The organism is Burkholderia sp. RF7-non_BP4 (assembly GCF_001521935.1).
Taxonomy (GTDB): Bacteria; Pseudomonadota; Gammaproteobacteria; order Burkholderiales; family Burkholderiaceae; genus Burkholderia; species Burkholderia diffusa.
The window spans coordinates 132,338-146,969 of the sequence record NZ_LOTA01000053.1 but is presented as its reverse complement, the minus strand read 5'-3'; the positions used below and the strand labels follow the sequence as shown (position 1 = coordinate 146,969).

The window sequence follows — 14,632 nt, the reverse complement described above, 5'->3', positions numbered from 1 at the left end:
ACGTCGATATACCCGCCGGCGCGCGACGCGGCCAACGCCGCGCCCGGCGCGAATTGCGCAGAACTACCGCGCAGGAGCCCCCGATCATGAAACGGCCCGCGCTTTTCCCGGCCGCACGCGCGTGCGTGGCGGCCCTTGTCAGGCCGTGCCATGCGTGGCGCGTTGCCTGTTGCGTCGCCGCGTGCTGCTCCATGCTGCACGCGGGCGCCGCCGAACTTCAGCTGAACGGGCTGTATCAACGCCCGGACGGCGCGATCACCGTGCGCCTGAACGGCGCCGGCATCGATCCTTATTTCGCGGCGAAGGCGCTGCTTGCCGCCGCCGACACCCATATGGATGCCCATCAGGCCGCACTCGCGTGGATCGCGTGGGTGTTGCCGCGCCAGCGGCTGGACGGCGGATTCGACCGCTTCTGCGTGAAGAGCGGACAGGTCGGCCCGTGCGCGGAAGCCGACGCGGACGACGCGATGATGGCGACCTGGATCGAACTGCTCGCGCGCTTTGCGCCTCCCGACGGGATGCCGGCTGCCTGGGAACTCAGCCTGAACCGCGCGGGCGCGCACCTGGACACGCTGCTCGACAAGGCGAGCGGTGTCTATCAGATCTCGTCGTCGCTGCATGTCGCACTGCTGATGGATAACGTCGAGGTGCACAGCGCGTTCCAGGCGCTCGCCGCGTATTACGTGCGCCGCGCCGACTACGCGCGCGCGGGGCCGTGGAGCCAGCGTGCCGACCGGCTGTCGTCGGCGATCGTGAAGGTGTTCTGGCGCGGCACGCAATCCGGCTTTCGCGCGAGCACGCAGAAGATCAGCGACACGAGCTTCTATCCGGCGAAAGTCGCGCAGATCTTCCCGATCCTGTCCGGCATCCAGGTGCCCGACCAGTCGAACGAGACGATCTATGCGCAGTGGATGCAGAAGTACGGCAAGACCTGGATGCAACTGGCCGGCTCTGATTTTCCGTGGGGGCTGATCGCGCTGGTCGCATTCAAGATGAACGACTGGAGCACCGTCGCCTGCTGGTATGCGCGCTCGGGCCCGTACCGTCATGGCTCGCACTGGAACGTACTGGAGGAGGCGCTGTATCTGGCATTCGAAAGCCGGATGGCCGACCCGCTCGCGCCCGCCAAATGCGGGTTCACGACGGCGGAGATAACGGTGACCGGATCGCGCTGACACGACGGCGCACGGTCGATGAACGGAAACAGGGAAGGAGACGTGTCATGTGTGGCATCGTCGGCGCGGTCGCGCAACGGAACATCGTTCCGATTCTGATTGAAGGTTTGCGCCGCCTCGAATATCGCGGCTACGATTCATGCGGCGTGGCGACCGTCGTCGACGGCCAGGCGCGACGAGAGCGCAGTGTGTCGCGGGTCGCCGATCTCGACGCGCACGTGCGCAGCGCCGGGCTGTCCGGCAGCACCGGCATCGCGCATACGCGATGGGCGACGCATGGCGCGCCCGCAACCTGCAATGCGCATCCGATCTTCTCGCGCGACGAAATCGCGCTCGTGCACAACGGCATCATCGAGAATCATGAAACGTTGCGCAGGCAACTGTCTGACGAGCACTACCAGTTCGATGGCCAGACCGACACCGAGGTCGTCGCCCATCTGATTCACAGCAAGTATCGCGGCGATCTGCTCGCCGCCGTGCGCGATGCGACGTCGCAACTGCACGGCGCATACGCGATCGCGGTGTTCAGCAAGCATGAGCCGCAGCGGCTGATCGGCGCACGGGTCGGATCGCCGCTCGTCGTCGGCCTGAAGGACGACGAATGTTTTCTCGCATCCGACGCGCTCGCGCTCGCCGGCATCACCGATCGCTTCATCTTTCTCGAGGAAGGCGACATCGTCGAATTGACGCCGGGCGGCGTGCGAATCCTCGAGCGTGGCGGCACGCCGGTCGATCGCCCGATCCAGACCGTCTCGTCGGCGCAGGCCGCGGTCGAGCTCGGGCCGTATCGGCATTTCATGCAGAAGGAAATTTTCGAGCAACCGCAGGCCGTCGCCGCGACGATTCCCGATGCGGGGCTGTTCGATCCGGCGATATTCGGCCCGGATGCCGCACGCGCGTTCGAACAGATCGACAACGTGCTGATTCTCGCGTGCGGCACGAGTCACTATTCCGGCCTCACCGCGCGCCGCTGGCTCGAGACGATCGCGCGCCTGCCCGCGCAGGTCGAGATCGCGAGCGAATACCGCTACAGCGACGCGCTCGCGCTGCCGAATACGCTGGTGGTCAGCGTGTCGCAATCCGGCGAGACCGCCGACACGCTCGCCGCGCTCAAGTATGCGCAGGCGCTCGGCCACATCGATACGCTGGCGATCTGCAACGTGCCGACGAGCGCGATGATGCGTCAGACCGGCTTGCGGTTCCTGACGCGCGCCGGCCCGGAAATCGGCGTCGCGTCGACCAAGGCGTTCACGACGCAGCTCGTCGCGCTGTTCATACTCGCGGTGACGCTCGGACGGCTGCGCGGCTACGTCGACGATGCGCAGCTCGCGCGTTATACGACCCAGTTGCGACGGCTGCCGAACGCGCTCGAGGACGTGCTCGCGCTCGAACAGCAGATCGAGCGCTGGGCCGCGGAATTCTCGCGGCACGAGAACGCGCTGTTCCTCGGGCGCGGGCTGCATTACCCGATCGCGCTCGAAGGGGCGCTGAAGCTGAAGGAGATTTCGTACATTCACGCGGAAGCGTATCCGGCCGGCGAACTGAAACACGGGCCGCTCGCGCTCGTGACGCACGCGATGCCGGTCGCGACGATTGCGCCGAACGACGCGTTGCTCGAGAAGCTCAAGTCGAACATGCAGGAAGTGCGGGCGCGGGGCGGACAGCTTTACGTGTTCGCCGATGCCGATACGCGGATCGACAACGGCGAAGGCGTGTCGGTGCTGCGCATGCCGGATTACTACGGGCTGCTGTCGCCGATCCTGCACGTCGTGCCGCTTCAGCTGCTCGCGTATCACGCGGCTTGCCTGCGCGGCGCGGATATCGACAAGCCGAGGAACCTCGCGAAATCGGTGACGGTGGAGTGACGGGAGCTGCGAAGGGGGGCTAAAGCTTTTTTAGCTCCCTTTTCTTGCTGACGCTCGCTTTGCCGGCGAAGTAACCGTCCGCGGTCTCATCCAGACGACCTCCTGTAACGAATCGGCGGCTTGCCGCCCGCGGAGAGGATCGCTCTCAAGCTCCGGAGCTCATATCACGATGGACGAACTCGAAAGGTCATCGCGCTGCGGACCGTGAACCGGAAAGTGTTTTTGCAACAGTTCGGTCACTTGCTCGACACCTCGCAGAACACCGGACCGATAATCGCGTTGCCGGAAATGAGCCTCCATGGCCTGGCAAATCGCCTCCCATTCGCGGCTGTCCACTTTGGCGTGTATGCCTCGGTCCGCAACGATTTCGACGTCGCGGTCCGCAAGAAGAAGATAGATGAGAATGCCGTTGTTGTGCTCCGTGTCCCAAACCCTGAGGTCCGAGAACACCTCGATGGCACGATCCCTCGCAGTCGTGCCCTTCAGCAAGGCGCCAATGTGCAGCGCCCCCTCCACAGCAAACCTGACTTGACCCACGTGCGCGCGATGACTAGTACGTACAGCCTCGTCGATAGCGTCAAGCGCCCGCCGTGAAAATACGCTGTTGACCTGCCAGTGGGTCGTGAAAAGATGCCGGAAGAGGCGTTTCAGGTCCATGCTCACCACCGTCCCGATGCGCCACCGCCGCCGAAGCCCCCACCGCCTCCGCGAAAGATGTCGCGATTCGAATCACGACCGAAACGTGCGTCGCTACCGCCAATGAAGCGCCCGCCAGCGGCTCTCATCCCGCCACCCAGCAATGTGAAGAGCAGCGCCATCATTCCCGCCGCGATGGCGACCAAAAGCGCCTGCGATAAAATCCACGCGAGTACCCCAACGACGCCGCCGGTAACGACGGCTCCTGGCAGACGCCCGAACATGGCGCGCAGCAGCCCGCCGGCCATGACCGTCAGGAGGAAAAGAACAGGAAGCAACCGTCCGGCGCCGTCGCTGGCCCGAGGTGGTCGCTGCGGCGGAGGTAACGGCTCGCCGCTGGTGACGCGCATGATGCCGTCGAGGCCGGCGGTGATGCCACCGTAGAAGTCCCCGTTTCGGAATCGCGGGACTATCGCTTCGTTGATGATGCGATTGCTCGTTGCGTCGGTGAGCACACCTTCGAGGCCGTACCCGACCTCGATTCGAAGTGCCCGGTCGTTTTTGGCGACGATCAGGAGCGCGCCGTCGTCGACATTCTTGCGCCCAAGCTTCCATTGCTCGACGACTCGCATCGAATACTGTTCGATGGTTTCGGGCTCCGTGGTCGGGACAATGAGAACCGAAAGCTGCGTTCCTCGTTTCGCCTCAAACTCCCTCAACGTCTTCTCAAGGCTGGCCGTCTGGTCGCTGGTCAGGGTTCCGGTCTCATCGGTCACTCTGGACGTCAGTGGCGGGATGGCGGCGTCCGCGTGCGCGTGTGCTACCCCCAGGACAAAGAAGGCAAAGACGACGACCATCGCCAGTCGGAACGTGTTCAATTGGAGGCCTTGCCTGCAGATGCCGGCGTCGAGCCGAAGTCGACCCGAGGCGGTTTGGAAATCTCGGCCTCGTTGCTCACCGAGAAGTTCGGGCGCTCCAGATAGCCGAATGCCTTCGCAGTCAAATTGTTCGGGAACGAACGTATCGTCGTGTTGTACGTCTGGACGGAGCGAATGTATCGGTTGCGGGCTACGGCAATGCGATTTTCCGTGCCTTCGAGCTGCGCCTGCAGGTCCCGGAAGTTCGCGTCCGACTTCAATTGCGGATAGTTCTCCGATACCACGAGCAGGCGTGACAGAGACGACGTGAGCTGTCCCTGCGCCGCTTCGAACTTTGCGAACGCCTGCGGGTCGGCAATGAGTTCGGGCGTGGCGCGAATCGAGCCGACTTGTGCCCGGGCCTCAGTCACGCGGACGAGCACTTCCTTTTCCTGGTTCGCGTACCCCTTCACTGTGTTGACGAGGTTGGGAACGAGGTCGGCACGCCGTTGATACTGATTTAGAACTTCTGACCAACTGGCCTTTACCTGCTCGTCTTCGCTCTGGATGGCGTTATAACCGCACCCGGAGAGAGCAAGCAGACTCGCCGCCGATGCGGCTATCAGAAGTGCGCGGGCAAGACTGCGCCGCGCAGAGATTGCTGCAGGATTTGTCGACATGGACGCGCCTCTGTCCGATATTCCTCGGCATTCCGCCGCTCGCGTGTGCATTGCTTATCGTAAGTGGCAGCGCGGTCGCAGAGTTGATTCATGTCAATGCTGCATTGTCGAGCGTGCACGCAGCGATACCCCGTCGCGGTCGCTTGTCCGCCCCACGGCTGTGCTACGTATGAAGCGTTCGATTCGTGATTCGTTGAGCCACGTCAAGCCATCGAAGGGGTGTGAGCATAGAGTGGTTTCAGGGCTCGACCGGCTATCCGGAGCCATGCTCGCGTAGAACGCGATGGCATTGCCGAAAAAACGGGCAATCGCAGTTGCGGCGGCGCTCGGCATGGTCATGGCGCTGCAAGCGCCGGTCCGCCGGCGGCCACCGACAATGCAGCTCGCGATCGCCATCATCCCAATACGGCGACCGCAAAAGCGCCGAGCAAGGCAAACTGCGCGGCAGAATCGGGCCGGGAAGTGACACGGTACGAAATGGGAGGCAGCGGTGAATGACAACTCACATGGTGCTCGGCCGTTCTGGAAATCACGGTCGGCCATTGCACTCGTCGCGTTCGCTGCAATAGCACTGTTTCTCCTGCTTTCGGAACACCGAGCCCACTTCCTTGGGGTGTTGCCCTATCTGCTGTTGCTCTCGTGCCCGCTGATGCATCTGTTCATGCACCATGGGCACGGGCACCATGGAACGAAATCGACCGAGGGGCGTCCTGATTCGGGAGAGGGTCATGACCAGCATCGATGACGGTTACGGGTTATGGAGCCTCGCAGCGATCAATTCACTTGTCTTCATCATCTTCGCGTTCAGCTTCTTCAAGCCGGCGACAAAGCGGGACTGGCGAACGTTCGGTGGATTCTCTGCCTTCATCGTCGCGCTATTCGCGGAAATGTACGGGTTTCCGCTCACCATCTATTTGCTGTCGGGTTGGTTGCAGGCGCGCTTTCCGCAAACAAATCTGCTGTCGCACGATACAGGACATCTGTGGTGGACCTTGACCGGCAGGCACGGCGACCCGCATGGCGGACTTCCGCATCTTCTCAGCTTCTTCTTGATATTGGGCGGTTTCTACTTGCTGTCCACGGCGTGGCACGTGCTGTATGAAGCTCAGCGTAGCAAGGAGTTGGCCACCACCGGACCCTACGCGAAAATCCGACATCCTCAGTACGTCGGGTTCGTCGTCATCATGCTGGGTTTCCTGCTCCAATGGCCCACGCTGGTGACCCTGGCTATGTTTCCCATTCTGGTTTTCATGTACGTTCGACTAGCGATACAAGAGGAACGCGATTCGGAGGCGCAGTTCGGCGCGGCGTGGCGTGAATACGCGGCACATACGCCGCGCTTCGTACCCAACGTTTTTGGAAAACGCCCGGCTCAAATACATTGATTTCAGGCGGCTCACCGATAGCTGGCACTGCTGCCGAACTCAATCGCAATCTTCCGGGATGAGGAGGCTGCCATGAAGCCTTTCAAGACTGGCGTGACGCTTTCAGCCACGGTTGTGCTCTTCTATGTCCTGTGCACGCTCGTATGGATGGCACTTCCTGAACCGTTCATGAACTTCATGAACACGCTTTTTCACGGACTCGATTTTCGGCGCCTTCAGACGGGCGAGTCACTGTCGTGGTGGTTCGTCGTCTACCCGTCAGGTGTGTTCGCGGTCTGGTTCTTTGCAGCTGGCGCCTTCTTCGCGTGGTTGCACAATCGCCTGAGTGGACGGAACTGACGCAATTCCGTACGCCCGTACCTCTCTCCCGGACCACACGTTGCCCGTGTCCGTCTCCGGAAATCAGGAGAGTGAGGTAACGGGTTGAACGGAAAAGCACGGAATGATCGTTGCTCCTGTGCTAGCGCTCGACACACCGGCACGTCGTCGGTGGCGCCCTCTGATGCGCAGGGCGACGGGCCTCAATGGAAGCGGAACGGGTGAACATAGGAGCGTCAAATGAGTGGCCGACCCGGCGAAGACAAGCTTCATCATCAACGGATTTCCGGGCAGGTGTCATCGGGCGAACATCACGCTCGTGAGGCGGACAAGCACGCGCCTTCCGCCGCGCACGGACACGACGCGCGTGCGCATCATCATGAGGGCCGGGCCGAGCACGTTCGTTCCATGGATTCGCTTCGCGACCCCGTTTGCGGAATGACGGTGTCCGATAAGTCCCGCTTCCACGGCGAACACAATGGCAAGTGGTATGCGTTCTGCAGCCAGGCTTGCTTGACGAAATTCCAGGCTGCGCCGTCCAAGTACGTTGAGCCCCCGACCACGGAGCAGTCACAAGCCGTGCCCGAGGGCACCATCTACACGTGTCCGATGCACCCGGAAATTCGCCAGGACCATCCTGGACAATGTCCGAAGTGCGGCATGACCCTGGAACCGATTCTGCCCGGCGTTGACGAAGGCGATAACCCGGAACTGGTCGATTTCCAGCGCCGATTCTGGTGGACGTTGCCACTGACCGTCGTAGTCTTCGTCCTTGCGATGTTCGGCCATCGCTTCGGATCGATGGACGTCGACACGGAGAGCTGGGTCGAGTTCATTATCTCTACGCCGGTCGTCCTGTGGGCAGGCCTGCCGTTTTTCGCGCGATGCGTGCGCTCATTCATGAATCGCAGTCCCAACATGTGGACCCTCATTGGGCTTGGGACAGGCGCCGCTTACATCTACAGTGTCATCGCGACCATCTTCCCGGGCGTGTTTCCGGAAACGTACAGCACGCACGGCCGAGTCAGCGTGTATTTCGAGGCGGCGGCAGTCATCATTTCGCTGACGCTTCTCGGGCAGATCCTCGAACTGAAGGCGCGCTCGCAAACGTCCGCCGCCATCAAGGCACTCCTCGGGCTCGCGCCCAAGACTGCGCGACGCATCAACCCGGATGGCGCCGAAGAAGATATTCAGTTATCCAATGTACATGTGGGAGACATGCTTCGCGTGCGGCCGGGCGAGAAAGTTCCCGTGGACGGCGTAGTGACGGACGGCACGAGTTCGCTCGACGAGTCCATGATTACCGGCGAGCCCATTCCCGTCACGAAGCGTGTTGGCGACCACGTCATTGGCGCAACGATGAACGCGACGGGCAGTCTCGTCATCCGCTCGGAAAAGGTCGGATCCCAAACCGTCCTGTCGCAAATCGTGCAGATGGTCGCGCAGGCGCAGCGGTCCCGTGCCCCCATGCAACGTATGGCTGACAAGGTGGCTGGCGTGTTTGTCGTCGGGGTCGTCAGCGTCGCTCTTTTGACGTTCTTCGTGTGGGGCATCGTCGGCCCCGAGCCCAGCTGGGTGTTCGGCCTCATCAATGCGGTGGCGGTGCTCATCATTGCATGTCCCTGCGCGCTGGGCCTCGCGACGCCAATGTCGATCATGGTCGCGAGCGGAAAAGGAGCCACAACGGGGATCCTCTTTCGCGATGCGGCTGCGATTGAGAATTTTCGGAAGGTCGACGTGCTCATCGTCGACAAGACCGGGACGCTGACCGAGGGGCGTCCAGCGTTCGAGCAAGCCGTGGGCACAACCGGATACACGGCCGACGAAGTGCTTCGTCTGGCGGCGAGCCTCGACCAGGGTAGCGAGCATCCGCTTGCTGCAGCCATCGTTGCGGCAGCCCGTGAGAAGAAGTTGACTTTGGAACGTACGGAAAATTTCGAATCCGCGACGGGTATCGGCGTGAGAGGAAGGGTCGCCGGCAGGAGACTTGCGCTTGGCAACACCGCGCTGATGCAGGCTGACGCCATATCCGTCGAATCGCTGGCCAAGGAGGCGAACGGCCTGCGTGCGCAAGGCGCCAGCGTCATGTACCTAGCTGTCGATGGCGGTTTGGCCGGGCTGCTGGCGGTCGCCGACCCGATAAAGGCGACGACGCCGGAAGCGCTTTCGACATTGAGGGAGAACGGTATTCGAGTCGTAATGGCGACCGGTGATGGTGTGGTCACTGCGAAGGCTGTGGCCGAGAAGCTCGGCATCGATGAATTTCATGGCGAGGTGAAGCCTGCCGATAAGCTCAATCTAGTATCGCGGCTTCAGCAAGCCCGGCATGTCGTCGCGATGGCTGGAGACGGGATAAACGACGCCCCCGCGCTTGCCAAGGCCGATGTCGGCGTGGCCATGGGAACAGGCACGGATGTGGCAATGAGTAGCGCTCAGGTGACGCTCGTCAAGGGCGACTTGCGCGGTATCGCGCGTGCTCGAGTGCTGTCCGAGGCAACCGTTGCGAACATGAAGCAGAATCTCGGCTTCGCGTTCATCTACAACGCGCTTGGCGTTCCGTTGGCGGCAGGGGTACTTTATCCATTCACCGGTTTGCTGCTCTCGCCGATGATTGCGGCACTTGCAATGAGTCTAAGCTCCGCTTCGGTCATTTCGAACGCGCTAAGGTTGCGTAACGCCAGAATTTGAGCAGCGATCGGCACGCAAACGTCCGTACGATTTGACGTCGTCGGGCCGGCCAGACGAGTCATTGACGGCCGGGAAGGCTCTGGCGTGACCAGAACCACGGGTGGCGCGTAATCTGGCGGAACGGCTCGCACCGGAGTCAGGGTTCTCTGCACGAAGGCAAAAGAATCCGACCGATTGTTTTCTTCTGTGTCGGGAATCCGGAAAGACGACGGCATCAGTTGTAACGGCGGAGCCCCAATGCTCGACCGGTTCACCCGAGGCGGCCCGAACCGACGCCACCATAACGCCGCATTCATGCGAAGATCGAGCGACATTCCACCCGCATTCCATCGAGACCGTCGTGATCCGATCGAACCCCGAGGGCAACCCGCCAGCCGGCCATCCGCCGTGGATGGCCGTCGCACTGGCCGAGCTGGGCATTCGCCGCTTCCCGCCCGGCAGCATCAATCCGCGCATCGTCGAATACAACAACCACACGAACCTCGTCGGCTACGACGACAAGATTTCGTGGTGCTCGTCGTTCGTCAACTGGTGCATGACGCATGCGGGCATCCGCGGCACGGGGTCGGCGCTCGCGCGTTCGTGGCTCGAATGGGGGCGGCCGCTGGAGCGTCCGGTGTACGGCTGCATCGCGATCCTGACGCGCGACGACCCCGTGAGCTGGAAGGGGCACGTCGGGTTCTACCTGCGTCACGACGACGAACGTGTGCACCTGTTCGGCGGCAATCAGCTGGAGGAAGTGCGCGAGCTTGCGTATCCGGTGAGCGAGGTGATCGGATACCGGTGGCCGGACGCGGGCTGACCGCACCGCACGCCCGGCCTCCCGTGCACGGACGACGTCACCGGCGCCGGCGTCGCATGGCGGCCGCGGTCAATCCTGCGCGGCGGTGGCGGCCACGGCCTGCGCTTCACCCGCCGCATCGTTCCGGCTCCATCCGCCGCCGAGCGACCGATACAACGCGACCGCCGCCAGCGCATGCTCGCGCCTGACCTGATTGAGCGCATCCGAATCCCGCAGATACACCTCCTGCGCCGACAGCACGTCCAGAAAATCCGTCGCGCCGCCCTTGTAGAGCTGGTTCGCCAGCCCGAGCGCCTTGTCCGACGCCGACAGCGCGCTATCGAGGCGCCGCGTCGCTTCATCGCTGCTGACGAGGTTCGCACGCGCGTCCTCGACTTCCCGCAGCGCCTGCAGCATCGTCTGCCGCAACCCGAGTTCCGACTCGCGCATCCGGCTTTCGCTTTGCGTGATGTCGGCGGTGATTCGCCCCGCGTTGAAGATCGGGCTCGTCGCGCTCAGCGCCGCGCTGAACAGGTTGTCGGTCAGCGTCGGCAACCCGAGATACGACGCGGCCAGAATCCCGTCGGTCAGGTTCAGCGAGAACTTCGGATACCGCTCGGCCTTCGCGACGCCGACCTGCGCCGCGCGCCGCTCGACCTGGGCGTACGCGGTGAGCACGTCCGGCCGGCGCAGCAGCGCCTGCGACGGCAGCGTGGCGGGCGACCCGGCAGGCGGCGCCGGAATCGCGCCGGCCTGCGCGAGCACGAGCCGGTCGACCGACTCGGGCGTGCGGCCCGAATACACGGCGATCAGGTTGAGCTGATGCGCGATCTGCGCGCGTGTCGGTGGAATCCGCGCTTCGAGCGCATCGAGCTGGTTCTGCGCGCGCGTGACGTCGAGCTCCGTCGACAACCCGAACGCCTGCCGCTTGCGCGTGAGTTCGAGCGCATGCCGGCGGATCGCCGCGTTGTCCTGCAGGATCTTCAGTTCCTGCTGCGCCCAGCGCAAGTCGACATAGGCCGAGGCCGCATCGGCCGCGAGCGCGAGCCGCATCGCGTCTTCCGCGTGCTTTTGCCCGACCAGCTCGGCCTGCGCGGCCAGCAGGTCGAGCCGTTCGCCGCCGAACACGTCCGGCGACCAGCTCAGCGCGAGTCCCGCGCCGGCCTGCCGCACATAGCCGAGCGGCGGCGGCGTGTTCTGGCGCGCGTCGGACGCACGCGCGGTCGCGTCGAGTTCGGGCAGCAGCACCGCGCGCTTCTGCACGGTCAGCGCCTGCGCCTGCTTCACGCGTTCGGCGGCGGCCTGCAGATCGAGGTTGCCGTCGAGCACGGTCGCGATCAGCCGGTCGAGCACGGGGTCGTTGAACTGCGCCCACCACGCGGCGGCGTCGATGTCCGCGCGCGGCACGTCGATGTCCCACGCGGCGGGCGCGAGGGATTGAACGGAATCGTGCAGCGCGGGATGCTGCGCGGGCTGCACCGCACACCCTGCGGCGAAGGCGCTGACGGCCAGCGCGACGAGTAGCTTTTTCATGATGACGACCTTGGCTTCAGTGCGCGTCCGGCGGCGGCGCGTTCAGGGTGATGGGACGGGAAAACGCAACGGCAAGCAGCGCGACCACGAAGCACAGCGACAGCGCGTAGTACGCATCCGCGTAGGTGAGCGTCAGCGCTTCGCGATAGATCAGGCGGTGCAGGTTCGCGAGGCCCGCCTGCGCGGTGTCGAGCGTGTTGCCGGCCACCGAGGTCCAGTACGCGGCCTGGCGATCGAGCAGCGACGCGACCTGCGGCTCGCCGGCGCTCACGTGCTCGTTCAGGCGCAGGTAGTGGAAGTTGAGCCGGTCGTTGAGCATCGTCGCGCTCACCGCGATGCCGATCGCGCCGCCGAGGTTGCGCATCAGGTTGAACAGGCCGCTCGCCGATTTCAGCCGCGACTGCGGCAGCGAGCCCAGTGCCATCGTCACGATCGGCGGCACGCTGAATTGCTGGCCGATGCCGCGCAGCGCCTGCGGCAGCAGCAGTTCCCGCCAGCCCCAGTCGTGCGTGATCGGCGTATACATGTAGCAGCCGAGGCCGAAGCAGACGAGCCCGAACACGAGCAGCGCGCGCATGCTGAAGTAGCGTGTGGCGAACGCATACGCGCAGAGCGCGAGCAGCTGGAACACACCGACCGACAGCAGCGCGATGCCGATCTGCAGCGAACTGAACGCACGCACCTGCGCGAGGAACAGCGGCGTCAGGAACACGGTCACGAAGATCCCGATGCCCGTCACGAACGACAGCAGGCTGCCGATCCCGAAGTTGCGCACGGCGAGCGCGCGCAGATCGACGATCGGATCTTCCGCGGTCAGCGCGTGCACGATGAACAGGAAGCCGCAGATGCCGGAGATCCACGCGCAGATGACGATCGCATCGTCGCTGAACCAGTTCTTGCGCGGGCCTTCTTCCAGCACGTATTCGAGGCAGCCGAGGAAGCCCGACATCAGCGCGATGCCGCGATAGTCGCCGCGCTTGATGAGGCTGAGATCGGGTGCGTCGATATGCACGTAGCGCGGCACCAGCGCGGCCACCGCGATGCCCGGCAGGAGGTTCAGGTAGAACAGCCAGTGCCACGACCATTGATCGGTGATCCAGCCGCCGATCACCGGCCCGATCGCCGGCGCGAGCGACGCGAGCGCGCCGATCGTCGTCGACGCAATCAACCGCTGCTTGCCCGGAAACAGCACGAACGCGGTCGTGAACACGGTCGGGATCATCGCGGCGCCGAGCGCGCCCTGCAGCCCGCGGAACAGGATCATCGAGTTGATGTCCCACGCGAGCCCGCACAGCATGCTCGTGATCGTGAAGCCGACGGCCGACGCGACGAACAGCCAGCGCGTCGACATCACCCTCGACAGCCAGCCCGACATCGGGATCACGATGATTTCGGCGATCAGGTAGGCCGTCTGCACCCAGGACAACTCGTCCTGGCTCGCGGACAGGCCGCCGCCGATGTCGCGCAGCGACGACGCGACGATCTGGATGTCGAGCGTCGCCATGAAGAAGCCGACGCACATCAGCGCGAACGCGAAGACGCGCTGCTTCGTCGGTTGCGACGCGGGGTCGCCGGAAAACGCGGTGGTCATCGCGGGCTCCCGTTCAGTTCGTGCGGTCGGTGTGCACGGTCACGACCGCGGAGAGGCCGGGACGCAGCACATGCTCGATGCCCGGCTGCGGATCGAGATGCACGCGCACCGGCACGCGCTGGACGATCTTCGTGAAGTTGCCGGTCGCGTTCTCGGGCGGCAGCACGCTGAAGGTCGCACCGGTCGCGGGCGCCAGGCTGTCGACGCGGCCGTGCAGGCGCGTGCTCGACGCGTCGAGCGCGACGTCGACGCGATCGCCCGCGCGCATCTTGCGCAGCTGGTCTTCCTTGAAGTTCGCGTCGATCCACAGCCCGGACACGGGCACGACCGTCAGCAGCGGCACGCCGACGTTCGCGAGCATCCCGACGCGGCCCGTGCGGTTGCCGATGTAACCGTCGACCGGCGAGCGGATCGTCGTGTACTCGACGTTGAGCGCCGCGACGCGTTGCGCGGCGAGCGCCGTGTTCACGCGGGCCCGCGCATCGGCGAGCTGCGCGCCGAGCACGTCGAGCTGCCGCTTCGATGCGAGCAGCGCGGCGTCGCTGCGCGCGACGGCCGCGTCCGCCTTCGAATAATCGGCGTCCGCGCGTTCGACGATCTGGTTCGACACCGCATCGGATTTCACGAGCTCGCGGTAGCGCACGCGATCGGACGACGCGCGCGTGAGCTCGGCCGACGACGCAGTCCTGTCCGCCGCATGCTGGCCGATCACCGCGTATTGAAGCTGCTGCTTCGCCTCGAGTTCGGTCACCGCGGCGCGCGCGCTGTCGACTTCGGCGGTCGCCTGCGCGAGCTTCGCATCGTAGTCGCGCGCATCGAGCCGCACGAGCACGTCGCCGGCCTTCACGCGCTGGTTGTCGGTCACGAGTATCTTGTCGACGAAACCGTTCACCTTCGGCGCGAGCACCGTGACGTCGCCGCCGACATACGCATCGTCGGTGCTTTCCTGGAAGCGCAGCACGAACAGCCAGTCGAGCGCCGCGGCCGCGACCGCGACGACGACGGCGGCCACCGCGATCCGCATCCACGGCACGCGGCGTTGCTGCCTTGCCGGCCGGTCGGTTGTGGCTGCCTCGCGGGAGGCAGCGGCTTGGGTCGTGTCCATCGATTCACCTATGTATAT

General features: G+C 64.2%; 13 protein-coding genes. 7 read left to right on the top strand and 6 right to left on the bottom strand.

Annotated features, from left to right (window positions below):
• Positions 1 to 86: 86 nt before the first annotated feature.
• Positions 87 to 1,175 (top strand): hypothetical protein, encoded by a 1,089-nt coding sequence (locus WS49_RS18960; protein WP_059531771.1) that lies wholly within the window; start codon positions 87 to 89, stop codon positions 1,173 to 1,175.
• Between the two features lie 47 nt (positions 1,176 to 1,222).
• On the top strand, positions 1,223 to 3,040 hold the full coding sequence (gene glmS / locus WS49_RS18955; protein ID WP_059531768.1) for a glutamine--fructose-6-phosphate transaminase (isomerizing): 1,818 nt from the start codon (positions 1,223 to 1,225) through the stop codon (positions 3,038 to 3,040).
• A 159-nt stretch (positions 3,041 to 3,199) separates the two neighbouring features.
• Here the strand turns inward: glmS and WS49_RS18950 are convergent, their stop codons facing one another.
• From WS49_RS18950 to WS49_RS18940, 3 genes are read right to left on the bottom strand one after another with little or no spacing between them, the layout of a single operon-like run.
• Positions 3,200 to 3,697: a TPM domain-containing protein gene (locus tag WS49_RS18950; protein WP_059531765.1), complete on the bottom strand. Its 498-nt coding sequence runs from the start codon at positions 3,695 to 3,697 to the stop codon at positions 3,200 to 3,202.
• 2 nt (positions 3,698 to 3,699) lie between these two features.
• Entirely contained in the window at positions 3,700 to 4,533 is an 834-nt protein-coding gene (locus tag WS49_RS18945; protein ID WP_059531763.1) for a TPM domain-containing protein, read from the bottom strand.
• 17 nt (positions 4,534 to 4,550) lie between these two features.
• Positions 4,551 to 5,213, bottom strand: coding sequence for a LemA family protein (locus WS49_RS18940; protein ID WP_059531760.1), 663 nt, complete (start codon positions 5,211 to 5,213; stop codon positions 4,551 to 4,553).
• A 490-nt stretch (positions 5,214 to 5,703) separates the two neighbouring features.
• Between WS49_RS18940 and WS49_RS33840 the strand changes: the two genes are divergently transcribed.
• The 5 genes from WS49_RS33840 (at position 5,704) to WS49_RS18920 (ending at position 10,406) form a co-directional block, all read left to right on the top strand.
• Positions 5,704 to 5,958 carry a DUF2933 domain-containing protein gene (locus tag WS49_RS33840; RefSeq protein WP_082721894.1) on the top strand — a complete coding sequence of 85 codons (255 nt, stop codon included), beginning with the start codon at positions 5,704 to 5,706 and terminating at the stop codon, positions 5,956 to 5,958.
• Complete coding sequence (locus WS49_RS18935; RefSeq protein WP_059531758.1) at positions 5,942 to 6,598, top strand: methyltransferase family protein; 657 nt, start codon at positions 5,942 to 5,944, stop codon at positions 6,596 to 6,598. Before WS49_RS33840 ends, WS49_RS18935 begins: the two co-directional genes overlap by 17 nt.
• Before the next feature lie 72 nt (positions 6,599 to 6,670).
• Positions 6,671 to 6,937, top strand: a complete 267-nt coding sequence (locus WS49_RS18930; protein ID WP_059531755.1) for a DUF5676 family membrane protein — start codon at positions 6,671 to 6,673, stop codon at positions 6,935 to 6,937.
• 219 nt (positions 6,938 to 7,156) lie between these two features.
• Entirely contained in the window at positions 7,157 to 9,604 is a 2,448-nt protein-coding gene (locus WS49_RS18925; RefSeq protein WP_059531752.1) for a heavy metal translocating P-type ATPase, read from the top strand.
• Positions 9,605 to 9,995: 391 nt separating this feature from the next.
• Positions 9,996 to 10,406, top strand: coding sequence for a TIGR02594 family protein (locus tag WS49_RS18920; protein WP_059532397.1), 411 nt, complete (start codon positions 9,996 to 9,998; stop codon positions 10,404 to 10,406).
• 69 nt (positions 10,407 to 10,475) lie between these two features.
• Here the strand turns inward: WS49_RS18920 and WS49_RS18915 are convergent, their stop codons facing one another.
• The 3 genes from WS49_RS18915 to WS49_RS18905 are packed head-to-tail and all read right to left on the bottom strand — an operon-like array spanning position 10,476 to position 14,614.
• On the bottom strand, positions 10,476 to 11,918 hold the full coding sequence (locus WS49_RS18915) for an efflux transporter outer membrane subunit (protein WP_059531749.1): 1,443 nt from the start codon (positions 11,916 to 11,918) through the stop codon (positions 10,476 to 10,478).
• Positions 11,919 to 11,934: 16 nt separating this feature from the next.
• Positions 11,935 to 13,509 carry a DHA2 family efflux MFS transporter permease subunit gene (locus tag WS49_RS18910; RefSeq protein ID WP_059531747.1) on the bottom strand — a complete coding sequence of 525 codons (1,575 nt, stop codon included), beginning with the start codon at positions 13,507 to 13,509 and terminating at the stop codon, positions 11,935 to 11,937.
• A gap of 13 nt (positions 13,510 to 13,522) precedes the next feature.
• Positions 13,523 to 14,614, bottom strand: coding sequence for an HlyD family secretion protein (locus WS49_RS18905; protein ID WP_059531744.1), 1,092 nt, complete (start codon positions 14,612 to 14,614; stop codon positions 13,523 to 13,525).
• Positions 14,615 to 14,632 lie beyond the last annotated feature (18 nt).

Excerpts from the sequence above, each read along its gene's own strand:
- WS49_RS18945 (WP_059531763.1), bottom strand. The coding sequence starts at position 4,533 with ATGGTCGTCGTCTTTGCCTTCTTTGTCCTGGGGGTAGCACACGCGCAC.
- WS49_RS18910 (WP_059531747.1), bottom strand. The coding sequence starts at position 13,509 with ATGACCACCGCGTTTTCCGGCGACCCCGCGTCGCAACCGACGAAGCAG.
- WS49_RS18935 (WP_059531758.1), top strand. The coding sequence starts at position 5,942 with ATGACCAGCATCGATGACGGTTACGGGTTATGGAGCCTCGCAGCGATC.
- WS49_RS18950 (WP_059531765.1), bottom strand. The coding sequence starts at position 3,697 with ATGGACCTGAAACGCCTCTTCCGGCATCTTTTCACGACCCACTGGCAG.
- WS49_RS18925 (WP_059531752.1), top strand. The coding sequence starts at position 7,157 with ATGAGTGGCCGACCCGGCGAAGACAAGCTTCATCATCAACGGATTTCC.
- WS49_RS18960 (WP_059531771.1), top strand. The coding sequence starts at position 87 with ATGAAACGGCCCGCGCTTTTCCCGGCCGCACGCGCGTGCGTGGCGGCC.
- WS49_RS18915 (WP_059531749.1), bottom strand. The coding sequence starts at position 11,918 with ATGAAAAAGCTACTCGTCGCGCTGGCCGTCAGCGCCTTCGCCGCAGGG.
- WS49_RS18930 (WP_059531755.1), top strand. The coding sequence starts at position 6,671 with ATGAAGCCTTTCAAGACTGGCGTGACGCTTTCAGCCACGGTTGTGCTC.
- WS49_RS18905 (WP_059531744.1), bottom strand. The coding sequence starts at position 14,614 with ATGGACACGACCCAAGCCGCTGCCTCCCGCGAGGCAGCCACAACCGAC.
- glmS (WP_059531768.1), top strand. The coding sequence starts at position 1,223 with ATGTGTGGCATCGTCGGCGCGGTCGCGCAACGGAACATCGTTCCGATT.
- WS49_RS18920 (WP_059532397.1), top strand. The coding sequence starts at position 9,996 with ATGGCCGTCGCACTGGCCGAGCTGGGCATTCGCCGCTTCCCGCCCGGC.
- WS49_RS18940 (WP_059531760.1), bottom strand. The coding sequence starts at position 5,213 with ATGTCGACAAATCCTGCAGCAATCTCTGCGCGGCGCAGTCTTGCCCGC.